13 protein-coding genes and 1 rRNA gene are annotated in these 21314 nt (G+C 48.7%); 9 read left to right on the top strand and 5 right to left on the bottom strand.

What is annotated here, in order from left to right; genetic code table 11:
- Positions 1 to 57 precede the first annotated feature (57 nt).
- The 6 genes from MMG82_RS06190 (at position 58) to MMG82_RS06165 (ending at position 13492) form a co-directional block, all read left to right on the top strand.
- Positions 58 to 8676, top strand: a complete 8619-nt coding sequence (locus tag MMG82_RS06190; RefSeq protein ID WP_241406625.1) for a putative Ig domain-containing protein — start codon at positions 58 to 60, stop codon at positions 8674 to 8676.
- A 238-nt stretch (positions 8677 to 8914) separates the two neighbouring features.
- Complete coding sequence (nudE, locus tag MMG82_RS06185; RefSeq protein WP_037430523.1) at positions 8915 to 9466, top strand: ADP compounds hydrolase NudE; 552 nt, start codon at positions 8915 to 8917, stop codon at positions 9464 to 9466.
- Between the two features lie 70 nt (positions 9467 to 9536).
- Positions 9537 to 10349 (top strand): 3'(2'),5'-bisphosphate nucleotidase CysQ, encoded by an 813-nt coding sequence (cysQ, locus tag MMG82_RS06180; RefSeq protein ID WP_047540291.1) that lies wholly within the window; start codon positions 9537 to 9539, stop codon positions 10347 to 10349.
- 6 nt (positions 10350 to 10355) lie between these two features.
- Positions 10356 to 10799: an N-acetyltransferase gene (locus MMG82_RS06175; protein ID WP_047535773.1), complete on the top strand. Its 444-nt coding sequence runs from the start codon at positions 10356 to 10358 to the stop codon at positions 10797 to 10799.
- Positions 10800 to 11027: 228 nt separating this feature from the next.
- The gene (locus MMG82_RS06170) at positions 11028 to 11639 is read left to right on the top strand and encodes a TetR/AcrR family transcriptional regulator (protein WP_047535771.1); all 612 of its coding nucleotides are present in this window, start codon (positions 11028 to 11030) and stop codon (positions 11637 to 11639) included.
- On the top strand, positions 11630 to 13492 hold the full coding sequence (locus MMG82_RS06165; RefSeq protein ID WP_241406624.1) for an MFS transporter: 1863 nt from the start codon (positions 11630 to 11632) through the stop codon (positions 13490 to 13492). The genes MMG82_RS06170 and MMG82_RS06165 overlap by 10 nt, the downstream gene beginning before the upstream one ends.
- Before the next feature lie 77 nt (positions 13493 to 13569).
- On the opposite strand, the gene mnmH is transcribed toward MMG82_RS06165, so the two are convergent.
- From mnmH to MMG82_RS06150, 3 genes are all read right to left on the bottom strand, one after another.
- Complete coding sequence (gene mnmH / locus MMG82_RS06160; RefSeq protein ID WP_241406623.1) at positions 13570 to 14685, bottom strand: tRNA 2-selenouridine(34) synthase MnmH; 1116 nt, start codon at positions 14683 to 14685, stop codon at positions 13570 to 13572.
- Positions 14685 to 15743 (bottom strand): selenide, water dikinase SelD, encoded by a 1059-nt coding sequence (gene selD / locus MMG82_RS06155; RefSeq protein ID WP_241406622.1) that lies wholly within the window; start codon positions 15741 to 15743, stop codon positions 14685 to 14687. The genes mnmH and selD overlap by 1 nt, the downstream gene beginning before the upstream one ends.
- 96 nt (positions 15744 to 15839) lie before the next feature.
- Positions 15840 to 16946: a fatty acid desaturase gene (locus MMG82_RS06150; RefSeq protein ID WP_037416479.1), complete on the bottom strand. Its 1107-nt coding sequence runs from the start codon at positions 16944 to 16946 to the stop codon at positions 15840 to 15842.
- Positions 16947 to 17089: 143 nt separating this feature from the next.
- On the opposite strand from MMG82_RS06150, the gene fabR reads away from it, so the two are divergent.
- A complete protein-coding gene (gene fabR / locus MMG82_RS06145) occupies positions 17090 to 17704 on the top strand; it encodes an HTH-type transcriptional repressor FabR (protein WP_011070594.1) in 615 nt (204 codons plus the stop codon).
- Positions 17705 to 17770: 66 nt separating this feature from the next.
- Here fabR and trmA read toward each other — a convergent pair whose 3' ends face one another.
- Positions 17771 to 18868 (bottom strand): tRNA (uridine(54)-C5)-methyltransferase TrmA, encoded by a 1098-nt coding sequence (gene trmA / locus MMG82_RS06140; protein WP_241406621.1) that lies wholly within the window; start codon positions 18866 to 18868, stop codon positions 17771 to 17773.
- A 144-nt stretch (positions 18869 to 19012) separates the two neighbouring features.
- Here trmA and murI point away from each other — a divergent pair, with 144 nt between their 5' ends.
- A complete protein-coding gene (murI, locus tag MMG82_RS06135; protein WP_241406620.1) occupies positions 19013 to 19828 on the top strand; it encodes a glutamate racemase in 816 nt (271 codons plus the stop codon).
- Positions 19829 to 19839: 11 nt separating this feature from the next.
- On the opposite strand, the gene MMG82_RS06130 is transcribed toward murI, so the two are convergent.
- Complete coding sequence (locus MMG82_RS06130; RefSeq protein WP_037430549.1) at positions 19840 to 20304, bottom strand: RNA-binding protein; 465 nt, start codon at positions 20302 to 20304, stop codon at positions 19840 to 19842.
- 665 nt (positions 20305 to 20969) lie between these two features.
- Between MMG82_RS06130 and MMG82_RS06125 the strand changes: the two genes are divergently transcribed.
- Positions 20970 to 21314: ribosomal RNA gene (locus tag MMG82_RS06125) — 16S ribosomal RNA — on the top strand; the annotation flags it as partial.

Genomic DNA, 21314 nt, shown 5'->3' with positions numbered 1-21314 from the left:
GTGCGTAAGTAGTACGCACTATTTGCATTTAGGGCAAGTTATTTATGGGGAATTATCATGCATCAACCTGCTTATAAAGCGATACATGCCGTTAAGAATCTTATTGTTAGATTCTGGCATTCTTATTGGACAATACTTATTGTAGGCAGTTTGTTTGCGATGACTTCCCTTGGTGCTAATGCACAAAACCGATCCTATGATTTTACAGCTAATGATACCGTTACACTGACTAATGCGGCTTCTGCGCTATCGAACCGGACGACATTTACACTGGAGTTCTGGGCGCAATTTACCAATGTCAGTGGCATTATCAATTTAGTGGATATCACCGGTGGTAACGATGCTGGTGGTCTCATATTGAACGCAGGCAAACTGACTGTCGATTTGGCCTGTGATTTTGGTTGCTTGACGGAAAGTAATGCACTGTCCTTAAGTGCGGGGACCTGGTATCACATTGCAGTAGTATTTGATAACGGAACTTGGGATTTTTATGTCGATGGAGTAGCACAGGGTATCAATATTCTTGATCAAGGGGCTATCAATGTTGTCCCTGATTATGCTGGATCGTCGGTGACCAACCTGCTGTTTGGTATGCAAAACCACCCATCTGTCGATGATTTTGTAGGTAGCATTGATGACATACGTTTATGGAGTAGTGCACGCACCCAAACGCAAATTCAAAACAATCGTAGTATGGAGTTGGTGGGGAATGAAACCGGTTTATTGGGTTATTGGAAGTTAAATGAAACCAGTGGTACTACCGTAAATGACAGTCAAACCAATAGCAGCTCGCTCACTGGTACCAGCAGCGGCATTGGCTTTAATCCTGTGGGCGCTTTTTCTACCGATACTCTTGCTCCGACGGTAAGTTCTATTTCCGCCAGTACCACAAACGGTACCTACAAAGTAGGCGATGTTATTGGTGTTCAGGTGAATTTTGATGAAACTGTGTTGGTCACTGGCACACCTCAACTCACACTTGAAACAGGCACTACTGATCGCACTATTGACTACACCAGCGGCAGTAATTCTAGTAGCTTGACGTTCAACTACACGGTTCAATCTGGTGACATCTCGGCCGATTTGGATTATGTGGCGACCAATTCTTTAGCGCTAAACAGTGGCACTATCCGCGATGCAGCCAGCAACAATGCCATTCTAACCTTGCCAAGCCCTGGGACTGCCAATTCTTTGGGCGCAAATAAGAATATTGTTATTGATGGCATAGCGCCCACTATATCTTCTGTGACAGCCAGTACAGCCAATGGCACTTATAAAGTGGGCGATAGCATCAGTATCCAAGTTAACTTTAGCGAAGTGGTGAATGTCACTGGTACGCCACAACTGACTCTGGAAACTGGCACAACGGATCGCACCATTAATTATGCGAGTGGTAGTGGCTCCAGCAGCTTGACCTTCAGCTATACGGTTCAGGCGGGCGACAACAACAGCGATTTGGACTATGTATCAACCAATTCGCTGGCGTTGAACGGCGGCAGTATTCGCGATGCGGCTACGAATAATGCGACCCTTACACTGGCTTCACCCGGAGCGGCTAATTCATTAGGCGCTAACAAAGCGTTGGTGGTGGATGGCGTCGTGCCCTTTGTAACCAGTACTGCCCCTGTTGGCGGCGCGGTTTCAACGGATCCCAGCGTGGATTTCAGCGTGAATTTCAGTGAGTCTGTCAGTAATATTTCCACTGACGATTTCGCTTTGGGAACTACAGGTGGTGCAACAGGCACGATTGCAAGTGTATCTGCTAGTTCGGGCTCCAGTGTGACAGTGACGGTGAGTGGTATTACTGGCAATGGTACGATAAAGCTCAACCTGAACGGTTCCACCAATATTTCTGATGCGGCAGGCAATGCTGGCCCAGCAGCTTATACCAGTGGCACGAGCCATACGGTAGCCATTCCAACGGCACCGGATGCACCAGCGATAGGCACTGCAACGGCAGGCGTTGGACAGGCCACAGTCGCCTTTACTGCACCGGTCAATAACGGTGGCTCGGCAATTACTGGTTATACCGTGACTTCCAATCCCGGCGGTATTACCGCAGGTGGTAATGGATTTACAACGTCTCCGATAACGGTAACGGGCCTTACGAATGGCACGGCTTATACTTTTACAGTGACGGCAACTAATGCCATTGGAACAAGCATTGTGTCTGGTGCTTCCAATTCAGTGGTGCCCAAAGCTAATCAAACAATTACTTTCAATAATCCCGGTGCACAGAACTTTGGTACCAGTCCGACCCTAAGTGCGACTTCTAGCTCGGGCTTGACGGTCAGCTTCTCATCTTCAACGACGGGGATCTGTACCATCACCTCTGGAGGTGCGTTGACCTTTGTTAACTCTGGCTCATGTACTATCGATGCCGACCAGGTCGGGAATGCGGCCACCAATGCTGCAACGACGGTAAGCCAAAGCTTTACCGTTAATGCTGTTGTCCCCAGTGCTCCAACGATTGGCTCCGCAACGGCCGGGGATACTCAAGCATCGGTTAGCTTTACAGCCCCCGTTAGCACTGGTGGTGCACCGATCCTTGCCGGAGGCTACACTGTCACCGCTAGCCCCGGTGGTGCAACGGGTACTGGATCTGGTTCGCCGATTACAGTGACAGGGCTGACTAACGGAGTGGCCTACACTTTTACTGTCACAGCGACTAACTCCGCAGGTACTGGTGCTGCGTCTGCAGCATCCAATTCAGTCACACCCGCATCGCCTCAGACTATTACTTTTGCTAACCCTGGGGCGCAGAATTTTGGAACGTCGCCCAACTTGTCTGCCAACTCAACATCAGGCTTAGCCGTCAGCTTTAGCTCATCTACCACAGGGGTATGTACGGTTAGCGGTTCAACCCTGACTTTTGTCACTGCAGGTACTTGTACCATCAACGCTGAGCAGGCTGGTAATTCGTCCTATCTGGCCGCCGCCACGGTCAGCCGAACATTTACAGTAAATGCTGTTGTACCGAGTGCGCCAACAATTGGCACAGCAACGGCCAGTGACATGCAAGCAAACGTATCCTTTATTGCCCCGGTTAACACGGGTGGAACCTCCCTAACAGGATATACCGTGAGCGTCAGCCCGCCTGATGTTGCCCCAGTTGATGGTGCCAGTTCGCCGATTTTAGTGACAGGCTTGACTAATGGACAGGCCTATACCTTTACGGTAACGGCAAATAACTCTGCTGGCACAGGCGCTGCATCAGCTGCATCAAATAGCGTGACGCCCGCAGCAAGCCAATCCATTACTTTCACTAATCCGGGATCGCAAAACTTTGGTACTTCACCGACTTTGACTGCAACGTCTGATTCAGGTTTGGCACCAACCTTTACCTCATCCACTCCGAGTGTCTGTACCATCACCAGTGGGGGCTTATTGAGCTTTGTCACTGTAGGCACTTGTACCATCAACGCAGACCAAGTGGGCAATGCGAGTTATTTGGCGGCGACTCAAGTGAGTCGTTCATTCAGTATCAATGCCGTTGTGCCAAGCGCGCCAACAATCGGCACTGCCACTGCGGGGAATGCTCAAGCAACGGTGAGTTTTAGTGCTCCGGCATTCACTGGTGGTGATGCCATTACGGGCTATTCCTTAGTATCGACTCCAGGCGGTATTACGGCATCGGGTACTTCTTCACCCATCACGATAATGGGATTAACCAATGGGACTTCCTATTCATTTACGGTTGCAGCTATAAACTCAGCAGGAACCAGTAGCGCCTCCTCGGCGAGTAACGCAGTGAAGCCTAATGGTGCTCCCGTTATCAGTTCAACCGCACTCACGAGTGCCACCCAAGATGCAGCCTATAGCTACACCTTGGTAGCAACGGACAGCGATGTGGGCGACAGTGTCACCTTAAGCGCCGTGACACTGCCAAGTTGGCTGAGCTTTAATGCCGCGACTGGCGTGCTGAGTGGTACCCCAACTAATGCTAACGTGGGCAGCCATGCCGTGGTACTACGCGCCACCGATGTGGATGGTTTAACCGCAGAGCAAAGCTTCAGCATTGTGGTGGCAAACGTCAACGATGCACCAACCATCAGTTCAACGGCGTTAACCAGTGCCACCCAAGATGCAGCCTATAGCTACACCTTGGTCGCAAGCGACAGCGATGTCGGCGACAGTGTCACCTTAAGTGCCGTTACACTGCCAAGTTGGCAGAGCTTTAATGCAGCCACGGGTGTGCTGAGTGGTACCCCAACTAATGCTAACGTCGGCAGCCATGCGGTGGTGCTACGCGCTACGGATGTGGATGGTCTGACGATTGACCAGAGCTTTACCATTGTGGTGGCAAACGTCAACGATGCACCGACCATCAGTTCAACGGCGTTAACCAGTGCTACCCAAAATGCGGCCTATAGCTACACCTTGGTAGCAACGGATAGCGATGTGGGCGACAGTGTCACCTTAAGTGCCGTCACTCTGCCAAGCTGGCTGAGCTTCAATGCGGCGACAGGAGTCCTCAGTGGTACCCCAGCTAACGCTAATGTCGGCAGTCATGCCGTGGTGCTACGCGCCACCGATGTCGATGGCTTAACCGCAGAGCAAAGCTTCAGCATTGTGGTGGCAAACGTCAACGATGCACCGACCATCACCTCTAGTGCACAGACTAGCGCTACCCAAGATGCGGCCTATAGCTACACCTTGGTAGCAACGGATAGCGATGTGGGCGATAGTGTCACCTTAAGCGCGGTTACACTGCCAAGCTGGCTGAGCTTTAATGCCGCGACGGGCGTGTTAAGTGGTACCCCAACTAATGCCAATGTCGGCAGTCATGCCGTGGTGCTACGCGCCACGGACGGGGATGGTCTGACGATTGACCAGAGCTTTACGATTGTGGTGGCAAACGTTAATGATGCGCCGACCATCAGTTCAACGGCGTTAACCAGCGCTACCCAAGATGCAGCCTATAGCTATACCTTGGTAGCAACGGACAGCGATGTGGGCGACAGTGTCACCTTAAGCGCAGTCACTCTGCCGAGTTGGCTGAGCTTTAATGCCGCGACTGGCGTGTTAAGTGGCACCCCAACTAATGCCAATGTCGGCAGTCATGCCGTGGTGCTACGCGCCACCGATGTGGATGGTTTAACCGCAGACCAGAGCTTCAGCATTGTGGTGGCAAACGTCAACGATGCACCAACCATCACCTCTAGTGCACAGACTAGCGCCACCCAAGATGCGGCCTATAGCTACACCTTGGTGGCGACCGACAGCGATGTGGGCGACAGTGTCACCTTAAGCGCAGTCACTTTGCCAAGTTGGCTGAGCTTCAATGCAGCCACGGGCGTGTTAAGTGGCACCCCAACTAACACCAATGTCGGCAGTCATGCCGTGGTGCTTCGCGCCACCGATGTGGATGGTTTAACCGCAGACCAGAGCTTTACGATTGCAGTGGCAAACGTCAACGATGCGCCTGTCGCTTCCAATCAGTCTGTAGCTCTTGAGGAAGACAGTTCGGTGATGATCACGCTTGCGGGTGAGGATGCCGATAATGATCCTCTGACCTATGAGATCAGCGCCCAACCTGCCTCTGGTACCTTAGAGCAGCACGGTAGTGTCTGGCTCTATACGCCTGAGAAGGATTTTAATGGTACTGACTCTATTGGCTTTATCGCTAAAGATGCAGAGCTGAGCTCAGAGCCTGCCACAGTCACCATTACGGTTACGCCAGTGAACGACGATCCTCAAGCTGTCGATGACAGCTATACCTTAACCAGTACTGCAAATGACACCTATTCGTTAGCTGTGTTGGCAAACGATGTGGATGTCGATGGTGACACCTTAAGCATTGATGGTGCTGCTGCGGATATTGGCAGTGTACAAATCACTGCTGATGGACTCAGCTTTACCGCGCCCGAGGCTTATGTGGGGCCTGTTGCACTGCGTTATACCATTAGCGATGGCAACAAAGGCCGAGCAACCGCCAAAGTGAATGTGCTGATTGAAGGCGCTGACTCAGCGAGTCAACCCGTGATCACTCTACCTGATGATGTTGAGGTGAATGCGACAGGCCTGTTTACGCGGGTGAAACTCGGTTTTGCCAAGGCGGTTGACCGTAATGGCCATCCATTACCCGTGTCGCTGGTGAATAAGAGCTTATTCTTCGCCCCTGGCAACTCCTTAGCCTATTGGCAGGCAGTAGACAGCGAGGGCAACAAGGCGATTAAAGCGCAGAAGGTCAAAGTCAATCCATTGATTTCGCTGAGCAAAGATCAAGTTATTGCAGAAGGGAATCAAGTGACCGTGAGTGTTCACCTCAACGGAGAGGCACCAAGCTATCCGCTGAGTATTCCTTACACAGTGTCAGGAACGGCAGACAGCAGCGACCATGATTTGGTTGATGGCGTAGTGGAGATAGCCTCAGGACAAATGGCAGAAATCCACTTTACTACCTTGAACGATGGTGTGAGTGAAGGGAATGAAGAGGTATTAATCAGCCTTGACCCAAGCCTGAATCTTGGTAGTAAGCAGCAGACCCAAGTGGTGATTACCGAAGCCAATATTGCACCACAGCTTAGTTTGGCGGTGACTCAAGCTGGCCAACAGCAGGTGATAGTCGCGCAAAATGGCGGCGATGTGCATATTCGTGCCACCGCCTCCGATGCCAATGAGCAAGATACATTAACGCTGACGTGGGCAAGCGGTGCGTTAAGCTTGCAAGCGGATGCGACGGGGATGATGTTCTCTCCAGCCGCGGTAACGCCGGGGATTTATCCCGTGAGCTTAACAGCGACCGATGATGGTTCGCCTGTGCTGTCGAGTACCGAAACGGTGTACATCGTAGTGCGTCCAAGTTTAGCCGCATTGACGAGTGCTGATACGGATGGCGATTTAATCCCCGATGTTCAAGAAGGCTATAGCGATAGCGATAGTGATGGCATCCCAGATTATTTGGATGCGAACAATGACTGTAATGTGATGCCTGAAGGGGAATTGCAGCCAGTGTACTTCTTGGCCGAAGGGCAAGCGGGCGTCTGTTTACGTTTGGGAAATATTGCCCTAAGCCGTGGACAGAGCGGCGTGCAACTACAGCCTGAAGCTGTGGCTGAAGATGCTTTAGCCGCAAATGTGGGTGGTATTTTCGACTTTATCGCGACGGGTCTACCACAACAGGGCCAAAGCTATAGCTTGGTATTGCCACAACGCTCGCCCGTTCCAGCGAATGCCGTCTACCGCAAGTTTAATGCGCAAGCGGGCTGGCGAGACTTTGTGATTGATGCAAACAACACTGTTGCCAGTACTGAGGGGGAACGTGGTTTCTGCCCTCCGCCGGGGGATAGCCGTTGGACGCCGGGATTAACCGAAGGCCATTGGTGTGTGCAGTTGACTATCGAAGACGGTGGCCCTAACGATGATGATGGTGTGGCTAACCGTACTATCGTCGACCCAAGTGGCGTTGCTGTGATGCTCAATGGTAACCACTTGCCTGTCGCCAATCCCGACTCGGCAGCAATTGCTTGGAACCAGAGTATTGATGTCAATGTGCTTGCCAACGATACGGATAGCGATGGGGATAGTTTGAGTGTTACTCAAGTGATCAGTGAGTTTGGCACTGCCACAGTGTTAGCGGATCAACGGATCAGTTACACGCCAGCGGTAGACTTTATCGGCACCGATGTGTTGGTGTATAGCATTACCGATGGTAAAGGTGGTACGGCAAGTAGTGAGCTGACGATCGTGGTCAATGGTAACACTGCACCTGTGACTGTCGATGACAGCGCCGCTACCGATGACCGTACCAGCTTGCTTATCGATGTGCTGAGTAATGACACCGATGTGGATGGTAATACGTTGACCCTATTAAGTGCGACGGCTCAACAGGGCACTGTGGCTATCGAAGCCAATAAACTGCGCTATATCCCTAAAACAGGATTCGATGGTGTGGATACCGTGACCTATAGGATTAGCGATGGCCAAGGTGGTGAAGCGACGGGGCAGGTGCTTATCACAGTGAAAGCCTATCAAGAGGTCATTATCGATAATAAGTCAGGAGGAGGCAGTATGACCTCATGGGCGTTGGCATTTATCTTAGCGTGCGCGATATTGCGTCGCCGAGAATTACAGCGATTGGCCTTAGGCTGCCTGTTATTGCTCAGTGTGACGCAACAGGCACAGGCAACAGACTGGTATGTTGAGGGTTTTATCGGCCAAGCGCAGGCCGATAAAACACTGCCTGAGTTAAACGCCCAAGTCGGAGAGGGACAACTCCTCAGCGTCGATGACTCGGATACCGCATTTGGGGTGAGTCTAGGTTATCAATGGACACCGATTGTGGCGTTGGAACTGGGCTATGCCGATTTTGGTGAAGGAAGCGCGAGAATTAAGGGCTCGACGTTAACGCCAGCGCAATACCATGAGTTGGTGAAAACCGTCACCCCAGTGCTTGCCGATGGGGTTATGCTTGGCCTGAGGCTTACCTTGCTTGAACATGAGGGTTGGCGCTTTGAAGTACCCGTTGGCTTGTTCCATTGGCAAGCGGATATTAGTAGTACCATGGGCAATACCACGATAACGACTGATTTAGATGGCACAGATTGGTATGCGGGAGTGCGTTTTAGTTACCAATTTAGTGATGCTTGGTCTGTGGGTTTAGGTTATCAATACCTTGCTATAGAGCCGAATGACCTATTGAGCTATCAACTCAATCTGCGTTATCAGTTTTAGATGATATTGACATCAAAAGGGGCTTAGCCCCTTTTTTGTGGGTGAATTTTCGCGATAAAAAGCGGGAAAGTTTTAGCCGCTTCTCCTTTGTTATTGCTTAGTGCGTGACTTAAATCCCATTACTTGGGTGGTGGTCTTTGGAATAGCCGCACTAAATTCAGGTTGTAGATTAAAGACAGGATAGTAAGATTGTCACTTATCCTAGTTAGTTTGTTGCTATTTTTATCCAGGGGCAGTTATGTCACAGCGGCACCACAAGCCGGAAATCTTGCATACTGAAGTTGTCGCTAAGAGCCGTTTGTTTCAAATTGAACAAGTCCATCTTAAATTCTCTAACGGTGTCGAGCGCCAGTATGAGCGGATGAAGGGCGGAAGCCGTGGCGCTGTGATGGTTGTACCCATTCATCAAGGTAACATGCTGTTAGCCCGTGAATATGCAGCTGGTACTGACAATTACGAGCTAGGTTTTCCTAAGGGATTAATAGACCCTGGTGAGCAAGCTATCGAAGCGGCCAATCGAGAATTGCAGGAAGAAATTGGTTTTGGGGCCCGTAAGCTGACCCTGTTGAAAGAACTTAGCCTTGCGCCGGGTTATTTCTCTAGCAAGATGCAAATTTTCATAGCAGAAGATTTATATGAAAGCCGCCTCGAAGGCGATGAGCCAGAACCCATAGATGTGGTGCCTTGGGCGTTGGCCGAGTGGGAAGCGTTACTCGAAAATAGCGATTTTTCGGAATCCCGTAGTGTGAGCGCATTGTTTTTAGCGCAGAAACACCTACAACTTAAATAATCTTTTTTGTTATAGCATTCAGCAATTGAGTGCTTGTGGATCATTCGCGATGTTAGCGATTGGAGTGGTTATGAAGCCAGAAGAGTTAATCGACGAGGTGATTGCGATAGCAACGGATGCGGGTCGCACTATTCGTGAGATTTACCTCAAGGGTAATTTTGAGCGAGAAACCAAGTCTGATAATACCCCTGTCACCTCGGCGGACCTAGCGGCGAATAAGCTGATTTGTGAACGCTTAGCCGCATTGACGCCCGATATTCCTATCCTGTCTGAAGAGGCTGCCGATATTCCCCTGAGTGAGCGTGTCGGCTGGAAACGTTATTGGTTAGTCGACCCTCTCGATGGCACGGGAGAGTTTATTGCCGGTAGTGGTGATTTTTCGGTGATCATTGCGTTGGTGGAGCACAATCGTCCAGTAATGGGTGTGGTCTATGTGCCGATGACGCAGGTGTGTTACTACGCCATCGCGGGATTAGGTGCCTATAAACGCACCGATAAGCAGGAAGTGCGCATCAGTAGTAGGCAAATTCAGCACCGTGAGCAAGTTTCCCTAAGGTTAGCGGTGAGTCGTCGTCAGGATCCTCAATCTGTATTAACTCTATTCAATCATCCTAAGCATTGTGAACTGGTGGTCATGGGCGGTGCGGCCTTGAAGAGTTGTCTGGTCGCCGAAGGACGCGCCGATTGTTATGTGCGAGTCGGGCCTACGGGAGAGTGGGATACCGGCGCCGCACAGATCATTATTGAGGAAGCGGGTGGTCAGCTTATGGATACCGAGCTGCAACCTTTAACCTACAACGAACGTGAGACGCTTGAAAATCCTAACTTTATTGTTGTTGGTGCGCCCAATTTAGCGTGGGATAAAATTTTAATTGGTGAATAGGTTTACATGCAGTCGATTCGTCCAGTATTAAAGTCAGAGTTAGCCGACGTTTTTCAACTTGAACAGGCTATCTTTGGCGATCATTGTTATCCCGATTTTTTCTTCCGCCAAGGGTTTGATTGTTGGCCTGAGCAGTTTCTGGTTGCCGTAGACGCTGACGGGGAGCTTTTAGGCTATTTGCTCTGCGCTCAAAGTGGCGACCCTACCTGTATGTGGATCCTGTCCGTGGCGGTGAGTGAGCAAGCCCGCGGGCGAGGCATTGGTAAACAATTAATACAACAATGTTTAAGCCAAATACCACCTCTGGTTAAGCGGGTGGATTTAACTGTCGATCCCCATAATCCTGCCCATGGTTTATATCAGCGTTTAGGGTTTGTCGATACTGCCTTCGAAGCGGACTATTTTGGCGCTGGGGCCGACAGAGTCGTGATGAGTTATCACTGCCGCTAGGTAAAAGTTCAATGTCGAAACGGCGCTCTCGATTCAGGGCGTCGTTTTTTATGTGCTAAAAGTTAAATTCCCTCCAGGGTTGCCATCGAGCGATTGCCCAGAGTTAGACTTTCTTCCCTCATTTTTATGCCTTTTACTTCATGCTGTACGCAAAATAAACTTATTTTGAACGTTGTTTTTTATTTTTCAGACTGTTAATCTCACTGCATTCAACAGGGAGTGAGACCTATGGCGAGACGCAAAGAGCATAGTCATGATGAAATTCGTACTATGGCAGTAGAAGCGGCAATGGCACTGCTGCAACAGCAAGGGACACAAGAACTGAGTTTACGCAAGATTGCTAGCCAGATTGGCTATGTGCCGAGTACCTTAATTAATATCTTTGGTAGCTATAACTACCTTTTGTTAGCCGTTTCTGAGGCAACGCTGCAGGCGCTGATGCATGAGCTCTCCGAGGTAAATGCAGATAATAGTCGCAATAAAATCATCAACATGGCGCAAAAATACGCTGAGTTTGCCCATGCACAGCGCCAATGTTTTAAGTTGGTATTTGAACTGCAGCTACTCGACTCCGAACCTTTGCCCGAATCTCAAGGCCATCTTATCGCGAGTTTATTCAGTTTAATTGAACGTGAGTTAGCCCTGTTGTTCCCCCATAAGACTGCTGAGCAGCAACTCCAAATGAGTCGAGTACTCTGGGGCGGCATCCACGGCCTCACGGCATTGTCACTGGATAATAAATTGTTTGCCGATACGGCATCTTTACCCGCTTTACTAGAAAGTCATGTGACTGGGTATTTACAGGGAATGGGTTATCAGAGGGAAGCATCATGCTGCTAACAAAACGTTTTTTACCGTATTTCGCAACCCAATGTCTGGGCGCACTTAACGACAATATCTATAAAAATGTGTTGCTGTTGCTCGTCACCTTCAGCCAAGTCAATGATTTACCCATTAGCGTCGACATGTTTGTTAATTTGGCTGCAGGGGTCTTTATCCTGCCGTTTTTCCTGTTCTCTGCCCATGCTGGCGTCGTGGCCGACAATATGGATAAAGCCAAACTTATCCGTCGCTTAAAACTGCTCGAAGTCATCATTATGTTCAGCGCCGCACTCGCTATTGTGAGTGAGAATTACATGATGATGTTATTACTGCTGTTTTTAACCGGTAGCCAGTCAGCCTATTTTGGTCCGGTCAAATATTCCCTCTTGCCTCAAGCCTTAAAAGAGGATGAGTTAGTGACGGGCAATGCCTGGGTTGAGATGGGGACGTTTTTGTCTATCTTGATCGGTACCTTGAGTGCCGGGATCTTAGTGTCTGAAAACAACGCCACCTTGTGGTCGGCCATCACGGTTGCAGCCCTTGCCTTGGCGGGGTATTTGTCTAGCCGTGCGATCCCTGCTTTACCGCCGCAGGGCACGGTACAGAAAATCCAATTTCGTCCATTATCAGGCACTTGGCGCACCATTAAGAAGGCACGCCAAACGCCTTCGATTTGGATGGCCATCCTCGCCATTAGCTGGTTCTGGTTTTTGGGGGCGACATATCTGACCCAATTCCCTAACTTTGCCAAGCTGCATTTGCACTCTGGCGCGACAGTGGTGTCGCTGCTACTGGGAATGTTCTCTATTGGGATTGCGGTGGGCTCCTTTGTCTGTGAGCGTTTTTCCTTTGGCCATGTGGAGTTAGGCTTGTTGCCCTTTGGGGTGCTCGGGTTAACCGTGTTTGGTGTGGACTTGCTGTGGGCGATTCCGCCTGCACCAGCGGATGCTAGTTTTGTTTATGGCTTACAAAGCTTTATTGCCGAGCAGAAGCATTATCGAGTGATGCTGGACTTCTTTATGATTGGGGTCAGCGGAGGTCTGTTTATCGTCCCTCTGTACGCCTTTATTCAAGCGCGTTCTGCGAAGGGAGAATGTGCGCAAGCGATTGCCGCGAATAACATTATGAACTCGCTCTTTATGGTGGCGTCAGCGTTGTTGTCTATGCTGTTACTCGGTGTGGCTGGCTGGAGTATTCCACAGTTGTTCTTACTGCTAGCCGTGATGAATTTCGTTGTTGCTCTCTATGTGTATTCACAAGTGCCTGAGTTTACCCAACGATTTATCAGTTACTTACTCAGCCATGTGATGTATCGAGTGACTGTGACTGGGCGGGAAAAGATCCCCAAAGAAGGCGCGGGTATCATAGTCTGTAACCATGTGAGCTATGTGGATGCGTTGATCATTATGGGCGCGTCGACCCGGCCGATTCGTTTTGTGATGGATAAATCGATCAGTGAAATTCCGGTGCTGAAATACCTGTTCCGCCATGCAGGAGTGATTCCGATTTGTTCGCCACGCCAGAGTGAGGCGACTTACAATCAAGCCTTTGAATCAATTCATGAGGCGTTAGCGAATGGCGAGTTGGTGTGTATCTTCCCCGAAGGTCGTTTAACGCCGGATGGTGAACTCGGCGAGTTTCGCCCTGGTATCGATAAAATCTTGGCCCGCGATCCCGTGCCCGTAATCCCTATGGCGCTCAATGGTCTGTGGGGCTCTTACTTCAGTCATAAAGATGGCCATGCATTGACCACAATGCCGAAACGCTTCTGGTCCAAGGTATCGGTGAGCTTAACGGATGTGGTGGATGGTCAAAGCGCTGATCGGCACTCGCTAAGGGATAGTGTCTTGAATCTGCTCAATAAGTCCTAACTTGACGAGATAGATAAAGAAAACCGTGGCAGTTAGCACACGGTTTTCTTGTTTTTAACATGCTGAGCTGTACTTGTTTAGCCAAGATTATCTTGCGATAAGTTATCTAACCACTGATGCATGTCTTGGTGATTTCCCCTAAAAAGCACTCTATGTGCTTTTTTTGCTAATTGGTATTCATACATAGGGTCGTAATACTTTTGCAGTAGCAGGCTTATCCAAGTTAAATGCTGTGAGGTTTGGTTTTGATTGAGTTGCTGCGTCAGAGCCAGTTGCATGATGTCTTGTAATTCTTGAAATTGTTTACCACCGAGACGTTTACGAATACTGGTAAGACTCTGCAAAAGATATTGGCTAAAGGCATCAAAGCCTGCCTCAATACCTAAGCGTTCAACAAAACCGTGATGCATTTTATGAACATATTCATCGAGTAAGCGACTTAGCCTAATGTCATCATCTTCTTCGAGTACTACAATATCGGCTGCCTGCATGGCGCTATAAAAGCTTTGCGGCAGCGCCGAGCGGCCAATCAAAAAGCTTTCATCCTCGAGCAACAAACAGGCGTGATTGCCTAATTGATGGTGCAACAGGGCAATGGCGAGCCGATTTTCAAAGTTAATTTGCGTTGGTTGTGGGTCGATGTTTTTACCAAAACTCGATCCTCTGTGATTGGCGATACCCTCAAGATCCACTGCCTCTTTGCGCTGTTTTAAAAAATCCGTTTTACCGCAGCCCGTCATACCACTTAGGCTTAACAAGCGTTGTTCGTTAGGGATGGCATCAATCACACCAATTAAATATTGGCGCATGCCTTTGTAGCCACCCTGTACATAAGGTACGACTACGCCCGCTTCTTTTAGCCATTGCTGAGTTAATTGTGAACGCAGGCCACCACGAAAGCAGTAAAGATAAGCTTCGGGGTGGGCCGATAAAAAGTGTAACCAAGCATCAATTCTTTGTTGTTTTACTGCGCCATGTACGAGGGAGTGGCCCAAGGCTATTGCAGCTTGCTGACCTTGCTCTTTATAACAAGTGCCGACCTTTTCCCTTTCTTTATCAACCATTAACGGCAGATTTGCCGAGGAAGGAAACGCGCCGCGGTCAAACTCGATTGGCGCCCTTAAGTCGATTAATGGCTGCCCAGCAACAAAGATATCGTGATATTGCTGGGCGGGAATGATCATCGCTGACATTAACACAGCACTACATTAGCGGTGGAGGTGGGCGTTTCTAATGAGCCAATACAGATAGGCTCAATTTGATGGGCATTAAGCAGTGCCACCAGTTCCGCTTCGGCCTCACTCGATACCGCCACTAACAAGCCTCCGCTGGTTTGCGGGTCACACAAAATGGCTTTTTGATGATCAGTAAGGGCGGGTAAGTGTTCGCCATAACTGTCGTAGTTACGGTGGGTTCCGCCGGGAACACAACCTTGCGCAAGATAGTCGAGGGCGCGAGGTAAGAGCGGCACTGCATCGAGTGTTAATTTGGCGGTGAGTTTAGCGCCTTGGCACATTTCGAGCAGATGGCCTGCAAGACCAAAGCCAGTGACATCGGTCAGGGCGTTTACGCCTTTGATCTTAGCGATCTTAGCGCCTACGCTATTGAGTTGGCACATGGCATTCACCGCAATGTGGCTATCTTCGTCTTTTAGCTTCTTCAGCTTTTGTGCCGTGGTCAGGATGCCAATGCCAATCGGTTTTGTGAGATACAAACGATCGCCAGTTTTAGCAGTGTCGTTTTGTTTTAAATCGGTTAAGGCGATTTGTCCTGTTACTGCAAGGCCAAAGATAGGTTCAGGTGCATCGATGCTATGACCGCCAGCCAGCATAATGCCTGCTTCCATACAGGCTTGACGACCGCCATCAACCACTTGTTGCGCGATTTCGGCAGGCAATTTGTTGATTGGCCAGCCTAAAATAGCAATCGCCATCATCGGCGTGCCGCCCATGGCGTAAATATCACTAATCGCATTGGTGGCAGCAATGCGGCCAAAGGTAAAGGGGTCATCAACAATGGGCATAAAAAAATCAGTGGTACTGATAATGCCAATCTCATCATTGAGCTTATACACGGCCGCATCATCGCGACTCTGATTGCCGACCAGCAGATTGGGATCGGTAAATACGGGGAGCTGGGAGGCTAAAATGGTCGTTAGTACCTTCGGCGAAATTTTACAGCCGCAACCGGCACCATGACTATATTCGGTGAGTTTAATGCTATCGGTTGGAGATACTGCACAATTCGACATGAGCCTAACATCCTGTAAAAAGTGAATGAGGCATCATAATAATAGGATACGGCCACCATGCAAGGCGGCCGTATGATTTTTACCGATAATTGTGGCCTAGCTATAAGTTGCAGTCAGGCTCTTCCAGCTTTTTTGCTGATTCAGGAGTCGGGTTTTTAGCTCTTCGACTTGCTGCAATAATTGCTGATCGACCAGTTGCTTACGTTTGGCCTCTAACAGTGCCTTTTGGGCTTGATAATATTCGAGTAAGTGTTGTTTCATCAACTCATACTCTTGTTGAATCTTTTCAATAATTTCATCGGCATTTGGCAAATTGAGCACTTTGCTTTTAGCATGCAGCAGTTGCATTTGTAAGCGGGCACTCTCGATTCGCTCCTGCGGACTCGTGCGTAAGTCTTTGGCTAAACCCACCCAAGATAACGCCTTAATCAACCACTTAGTGGGATCGTAATGCCACCATTTAATGCCGTTACGATAATCGTTTTCGAAGATATGGTGGAAATTATGGTAACCCTCACCGTAGGTCAGTACAGCCAGAAAACCGTTATCGCGGGCCGTATTTTTATCGGTATAAGGTTGGCTACCCCACACGTGGGCGAGGGAGTTAATGAAGAAGGTGCAGTGATGCACGACCACTAAGCGCAGAAGTCCCGCCATCAGTAACATACCCGCGATATTGCCAGTGAACCAGCCTAATAAAGCAGGCAGACCAATATTCATAAGTAGCACAAGCGCAAGATAGTGCTTGTGTTGCCACATCACGATACGGTCGTTCTGCAAATCACGCACGTTTTGGTAGTCATGGTAGCGTTGGGCTTGGTATTCGCGCAGCATCCAACCGATATGGCTGTACCAGAAACCCATGTTGGCGGAGTAAGGATCTTTGTCATTGTCATCGACATGCTTATGATGCACTCGATGATCGGATGCCCAATGTAACGCGCTGTTTTGTAATGCTAATGCACCACCAAGTGCGTAGATGAAACGTATTACAGGGTGTGCCTTATAGGCTTTATGTGACCAGAGTCTATGGTAACCCGCAGTGATCGACAGGCCACTGGCAAAGGCTAGCACCACAAAAGCAATCCATTCGCTGGCACCGTAACCGTGGGCTAGGCCATACCAAGGAACGAGGATTACCGCACTGAGAAAGGTTAGGCTAAATAGGGTGACATTAAGCCAGATGATAGGGGGTTTATTCATTATAGTTTCCAATATCCGCATTTGAGCGTACAACTGTAAGCTAATTTAGCCCAGCAATCTTGTTTGGTCAAGGTGGATAGGGCTGTGTTTCAATCGCAAAAGCGGTATTATCGCGTCATTACATTCAGTTAGCGGATTCAAGAATGGGTATTCGTGCACAGCAAAAAGAGAAAACTCGGCGGGCTCTAGTCGATGCGGCCTTTAATCAGCTCAGTGCTGAGCGGAGCTTCTCTAGCTTAAGTTTGCGAGAAGTGGCGAGGGAAGCCAACATTGCGCCCACATCCTTTTATCGTCATTTTAAGGATATGAATGAACTTGGGTTGACTATGGTCGACGAGGGCGGGCTTACCCTAAGGCAAATGATGCGCAAGGGGCGTCAACGTGCTGAAGCGGGTGGTAGCGTGATCCGTATATCAGTGGATACCTTTATGGAAGTACTTGATTCTAATCCAAACGTTTTCAGAATTTTACTGCATGAGCGTTCAGGTACCTCGGCGGCATTCCGCGCAGCGGTGGCTCGCGAGATCGAACATTTTATTTCTGAACTGGCTCATTACACTGAAGCGACGGCGGGCCGTACACCTATGCTGGCCAGAGCACAGGCAGAAGCGCTAGTGACCTTAGTGTTTAACGCCGGAGCGTCGGCACTGGATATGAAGCGCGCCGATCGTAAAGTGCTTGCCGATCAATTAGTAATGCAGCTGCGCATGGTCGCCAAGGGCGCTGAAGCATTACAACATAAAGTAGAACATCGTTAGTTGGGTATGGTTTGACTAAAAACAAAGGAGCCACAGGCTCCTTTGTTTTTAGGTATATAGAGTCGCCTAACGACGCTCTAGCAGTACACCTGTTTCCATATGGTCGGTATAAGGGAACTGATCGAATAGCGCAAAACGTGTCACCTTGTGAGTCTGATTTAGTTGCTGCAAATTGTCTTTTAAGGTATAGGGATTGCACGAGATATACAAAATCCGCTCATAACCTTGCACTAAGTCCAACGTAGCTGGGTCGATACCTGCTCTTGGTGGGTCGACAAAAATGGTGCTGCACACATAGCTATCCAGATCGATGCCTTCTAAGCGCCTGAAGCTGCGTTTTTTGGCCATCGCATCGCTAAACTCTTCCGCCGACATGCGGATAATTTGCAGATTATCGATATTGTTGACTTCGATATTGTATTGGGCTGCATCTACTGAAGGTTTGGCCAACTCGGTCGCGAGCACGCGATTAAAGTTTTGTGCCAGCGCGATAGAGAAGTTGCCATTACCACAGTAAAGCTCCAGCAAATCGCCTTGGCTGTGTTGAGTCACGTCGATAGCCCATTCCAGCATCTTGATTGCCACCTTGGCATTTGGCTGGGTAAAGCTGTTTTCGATTTGTTTGTAATGGAAAACTTTGTCATTCACTTGCAGTGACTCAACTACAAAGTCTTTATCTAAATCGATTTTCTGTTTGCGCGCACGGCCAATGATATTGACCTTAAATTGGCTGCTCAATCTGGCTTTGAGCGCGGTGGCTTCGCTGCGCCATTGGTCATCAAGCTGTCTGTGATACAGCAGTGATACTAGAATCTCACCACTGAGCGTTGATAAAAAATCAACCTGGAAGAGTTTGTGGCGTAGGCTGTGGTTAGGTTTTAACTCGGCGATCAGTGCCGCCATCATTTGATTGATTAACGCACTCGCAGGTAAGTATTGATCACAACGTACTTTGTCGTTCAATACTTTATCAAACATGTAATAGTATAAATCGTCGCCCTCATGCCATACGCGAAACTCGGCGCGCATACGGTAGTTGGCAGGCTCAGAGGCAAACACTTCAACACTCGGCGTCTCAAATTGGGCAAAGGCCTGCTCTAGCTTGATACGCTTTGCAGTCAGTTGCGCATCATAGGTCGTGGGATCCATTGCTGCTAAATTCATTGTTGATTCACCGTGGCTGTAAATTGGGGCGCAAATTTTATACTAGGTGACACGAATGTCCAGCATCTTGGTTTTGCGGTTTGAGCAAAGCTGTGGGAAAATCCGCCCGCGCATGGGGCGAAGAAGAATTAACTGGAGATGGGCTTGTCGCAACCAATATTAGTATTCGATTCTGGCATCGGCGGTCTATCCGTATTAGCAGAAATTCGCAAACTGCTTCCTCACCATGATTACTGCTATTTATTCGATAATGCCAGATTGCCCTATGGCGAGTTGGAAGAGCAGGAACTTGTCTCGGGTTGTGTCGCGCTAATCGACCAAGTCGTAGAGCGTACCCATGCAGCTATTGTTGTCGTTGCCTGCAATACCGCGAGTACGGTTGTGCTGCCCGCGCTGCGTGCCACTCTATCTATTCCTGTGGTGGGAGTTGTCCCCGCCATTAAACCCGCGGCGCAGTTATCTAAAAGTAAGCGTATTGGTTTGCTTGCCACCCCAGGTACGGTAAAGCGCCACTATACTCACGAACTCATTAGCCAATTTGCCGATGACTGCCATGTAGAGCTGTTCGGATGTTCGGAATTAGTGCTGATGGCCGAGCAGAAGATTGCCACTGGTCAGCTGGATATGGTGCGATTAACGCAGATATTGTCGCCGATTGTCGAGGCGGAGTTAGATGTATTGGTACTTGGATGTACTCATTTCCCAATGATGCGTGATGAATTGCAGCAGGTATTGGGTCAAGGTGTGACTCTGCTTGATTCAGGTGAGGCAATAGCTAAACGAGTCAAAACACTGTTAGCTACTAAGAGCGAACAGCAAGGTCTAAAAGACGCGCATCAAGATTCGGTTATGCAGGCGTTTTATACTAAAGCGGAAATCAGTGAGGGATTGATGACTATGTTAGTCGATTGTGGCTTTTCGGCCCTAGAGCGAATCACCACAATCAACCAGAACGGATAAGCTAACGCAGATTATTCATCAGTACCTGTACGGTCGGCAGCTTCCGAATCTTGAGTCTTAGCTTCTCTAACCTTTAAGGTTCTTTCTTGGAAGTTAAAGTCATTTAGCTTAACCATTGCTTTTTGAGCACCTGCTTCGGACATTTCAACAAAACCGAAGCCTTTACGGCGGCCTGTTTTACGATCTCGAACTAAACGGACTGAATTGACTGGGCCGAATTCACCAAACAAGACTTTCACTTCTCCCTCATGCACACGATAAGGCAAGTTACCTACATAGAGTGTCATTGTCGGGCCGACATATTGTTCATCAGCAGCTTGAGTGGTACCTAAATCAGGGACAAATTTAAAGATAAGCGTAGTAATAATCACGCCAGCAACAAAGGCGATGTAAGCGGGTAATGTTGTTGCAAATTGAGATAGCGCAATTGCGCCAAGAATGGCAATAACCAAAACAATAAGAAATGACTTTTGCATATAAATGCTCTCTGAATGAAATAGAAAATGATAAATAACTGTTAACAGCAAGTCATATGGTAATGAATTATTTACTTTTACACTAGACTGCTGCCGAAAAATTGAGCGCGAATTATCATTTATCAGATAAAAACTTACATCAAAATTGAATAACCAAGCCAAAATAGATAAAAAATAAACATAATGCTTAAAATGTCGGCGTACAGTTTTTAGGGGCTAAAAAAGCGCTTGCACAAAAAGTTCCGCTGCCTATAATGCGCATCCACTGACACGGCAGACAGCGATACGCAGTTTCAAGTGCCAGTTCATCAAGTGATTCAGTCCTTGATGAGCGAAAAGAAAGTTTAAAAAACTACTTGACGCAAAAACGGGAATGCGTAAAATACGCAGCCCTGACCCGCTGAAATCACTTGTGATAATGCGATGGTCAATGCTCTTTAACAATTTATCAAGCAAATCTGTGTGGACACTCACAGGTGTTGAGTTAATCGAAATTACTCTGCCGTTTGGCGAGTAATCAAAGAATTAAATCAATGAATGAGTGTTCATAGCAATATGTACATACAGTAATGTATAAATTGAAACGCAATGCTTCTTAGTGAGCGAAGCGAATCAAAACAGTAGAATTCATTGAGTCGTTTAACGCGAGTTAAACAAAAAACTTTTAATTGAAGAGTTTGATCATGGCTCAGATTGAACGCTGGCGGCAGGCCTAACACATGCAAGTCGAGCGGCAGCACAAGGGAGTTTACTCCTGAGGTGGCGAGCGGCGGACGGGTGAGTAATGCCTAGGGATCTGCCCAGTCGAGGGGGATAACAGTTGGAAACGACTGCTAATACCGCATACGCCCTACGGGGGAAAGGAGGGGACCTTCGGGCCTTCCGCGATTGGATGAACCTAGGTGGGATTAGCTAGTTGGTGAGGTAATGGCTCACCAAGGCGACGATCCCTAGCTGTTCTGAGAGGATGATCAGCCACACTGGGACTGAGACACGGCCCAGACTCCTAC

It is taken from the genome of Shewanella sp. MM_2022_3, assembly GCF_022557375.1.
GTDB lineage: Bacteria > Pseudomonadota > Gammaproteobacteria > Enterobacterales > Shewanellaceae > Shewanella > Shewanella xiamenensis.
The sequence above is the reverse complement of the archived record's forward strand: the minus strand, read 5'-3'. Positions and strand labels throughout refer to the sequence as shown.